This window comes from Salinicola sp., assembly GCF_982684285.1.
In genome coordinates, this window is record NZ_CEXLVS010000409.1 from 1 (window position 1) to 1,938 (window position 1,938).

3 protein-coding genes are annotated in these 1,938 nt (G+C 43.4%); 1 reads left to right on the plus strand and 2 read right to left on the minus strand.

Features of this window, described 5'->3' with window-relative positions; all coding sequences use genetic code 11:
- Together AC3AYF_RS20480 and AC3AYF_RS20485 are read right to left on the minus strand one after the other, a co-directional pair.
- Positions 1-682, minus strand: a 682-nt coding sequence (locus tag AC3AYF_RS20480) for an ABC transporter permease (protein ID WP_487780314.1), incomplete at its 3' end; no start/stop codon positions are given.
- Positions 679-1,602, minus strand: coding sequence for an ABC transporter ATP-binding protein (locus AC3AYF_RS20485; RefSeq protein ID WP_487780315.1), 924 nt, complete (start codon positions 1,600-1,602; stop codon positions 679-681). The genes AC3AYF_RS20480 and AC3AYF_RS20485, both read right to left, overlap by 4 nt.
- Before the next feature lie 46 nt (positions 1,603-1,648).
- Between AC3AYF_RS20485 and AC3AYF_RS20490 the strand changes: the two genes are divergently transcribed.
- Positions 1,649-1,938, plus strand: a 290-nt coding sequence (locus AC3AYF_RS20490) for a MutH/Sau3AI family endonuclease (RefSeq protein WP_487780316.1), incomplete at its 3' end; no start/stop codon positions are given.

Here is a 1,938-nt window from a genome sequence, read left to right on the forward strand (position 1 = left end):
CATCGGATGCACGCAACATGCCAAAACGAAAGGCATTGACCATATAGAGGATAGGATTTAATAACGATACACTTTGCCAAAATTCGGGCAGCAAACTGATCGAATAAAATACACCGCCTAAATAGGTCAACGGGGTCAGGATAAAGGTGGGGATAATGGCGATTTCATCAAAGCTACGGGCGTAAATGGCGTTAATAAAACCACCTAAGGCAAACAAAACAGCACTCAGCAACACCATACTAATGGTGATTAATAAATGCTGTATGGGTTGTTGGGTAAAAAATAACGATACGATGGTGACAATCAACCCCACACATAAACCACGTGCTGTGCCTCCAGCGACATAACCAGCAAGAATCAGATAATTAGGCACCGGTGCGACCAGGAGTTCTTCAATATGGCTTTGAAACTTGGCACTGTAAAATGAAGAGGCCACATTGGCATAGGCATTATTGATTACCGCCATCATGATAATGCCAGGGATGATATATTCCATATAACTAAAACCACCCATCTCACCAATACGGCTACCGATAAGGTTGCCAAAAATAATGAAATACAGTGTCATAGTGATGGCTGGCGGCAATAATGTTTGCGGCCAAATACGTAAAAAACGACGAACTTCACGGATGACTAAGGTATTAAATGCGACCCAGTGGCGTTGATGTTTGTTGGTCTTCATGCGGATATCTCGGTTTTTTCAACCAGACTGAGGAAGAGTTCCTCCAGACGGTTTGCTTTATTTTTCATACTGCAGACTTCAATGCCTTGAGCGGTTAATAACGCAAATAAAGCATTCAGACTTTCTGCACGATCGAGTTCGACTTCTAAGGTGGTGTCATCAATAATCTCAAAGCTCAGATTATTCAAATCGATATCGTTGGGTAGGGGATATTTAAGATCTAAGATAAAGGTTTCTTTATCCAAGCGATTAAGTAAGGTTTTCATATCGGTATTTTCGATAATTCTACCTTGATCAATGATGGCAATTTTACGGCACAGGTTTTCAGCTTCTTCCAAATAATGCGTGGTCAGAATGATAGTGGTGCCTTCGGCATTAATTTTCTGTAAGAACGTCCACATGGAACGTCGAAGTTCGATATCAACCCCGGCGGTCGGCTCATCAAGAATCAATAATTTGGGTTTATGCACTAATGCACGGGCAATCATCTGCCGACGTTTCATCCCACCTGATAGCGTTCTTGCAGGAGTGTGACGTTTTTGCCATAAACCGAGTTGATGTAATAATTCATCGGCCCGAGGTTCTGCTTGGGCGACCGTTATGCCGTAATAACCCGCTTGGGTGACCAGAATATGTTTAACTTGCTCAAAACCATTAAAGTTAAATTCTTGTGGCACTAAACCAATGTAGCTTTTGGCTTGTTCGGGATCGCTATCAATATCACTATCAAAGACCTGAACCTTGCCTTCAGTTTTGGTAACTAAGGAGGTGATGATGCCAATGGTGGTTGATTTGCCTGCGCCATTAGGGCCAAGCAATGCAAAAAAGTCGCCTTGCTCAACGACAAGATCAATGTTGTTCAGTGCCTGCAGACCGTTGCTGTAAGTTTTGCTTAAGTTAGAAATAGTTAGCGCTTTCACCGGATTGTCTCAAGCATATTAAAAGGCGCTAGGTTATCATGCTTGTATGTCAGAAGATAATTTTCCCCCACGGCAGGCACAGCGTGTTGTTCCTCCTAAAACGGAAGCAGAACTGCTAACACGATGTCAGGCGATGGCCGGAAAAACATTAGGTCAAATTGCGGCCGAATCGGCGGTGAGGGTGCCTGAAGATCTGCGCCGACATAAGGGCTGGGTGGGTAATTTATTTGAGACTTACCTAGGTGCCGATGCCGGGAATAAGGCCGAACCTGATTTTGTTGGGATAGGTGTTGAGATGAAAACCTTACCGTTAAATGCTCTAGGTAAACACAAAGA